We start from the raw sequence: 524 nt of genomic DNA on the forward strand, positions 1-524 counted from the left end.
ATATCACCTCGCCGGCGCTTTTCGCAGATTAGCACGTCCTTCATCGCCTCTGACTGCCAGGGCATCCACCGTGTACGCTTAGTCGCTTAACCTCACAACCCGAAGATGTTTCTTTCGATTCATCATCAAATTGCGAAAATTTGAGAGACTCGAACACACCATTAAGATGTGTCGTTTCAATTTTCAGCTTGATCCAGATTTTTAAAGAGCAAATATCTCAAACGTGACTCGAAAGTCAGTTTTGAGATACGGGGGTCGGCGACTTTCACTCACAAACCAGCAAGTGGCGTCCCCTAGGGGATTCGAACCCCTGTTACCGCCGTGAAAGGGCGGTGTCCTGGGCCTCTAGACGAAGGGGACACTGAAGTCTGCTTCGGCAAGACGCCTTGCTATTTACTTTTCATCAGACAATCTGTGTGAGCACTACAAAGGCAGGTTCTTTAAGGTAAGGAGGTGATCCAACCGCAGGTTCCCCTACGGTTACCTTGTTACGACTTCACCCCAGTCATGAATCACAAAGTGGT

1 tRNA gene and 2 rRNA genes are annotated in these 524 nt (G+C 48.7%); all 3 read right to left on the reverse strand.

The features are described 5' to 3' along the window. Positions 1 to 92, reverse strand: a 23S ribosomal RNA gene (locus F3J30_RS22470); the annotation flags it as partial. Positions 93 to 284: 192 nt separating this feature from the next. Next, a tRNA-Glu gene (locus F3J30_RS22475) sits at positions 285 to 360 on the reverse strand. An 86-nt stretch (positions 361 to 446) separates the two neighbouring features. Beyond that, positions 447 to 524, reverse strand: a 16S ribosomal RNA gene (locus F3J30_RS22480); the annotation flags it as partial.

It is taken from the genome of Enterobacter sp. Tr-810 (genome assembly GCF_011752765.1).
GTDB classification, from domain to species: domain Bacteria; phylum Pseudomonadota; class Gammaproteobacteria; order Enterobacterales; family Enterobacteriaceae; genus Enterobacter; species Enterobacter soli.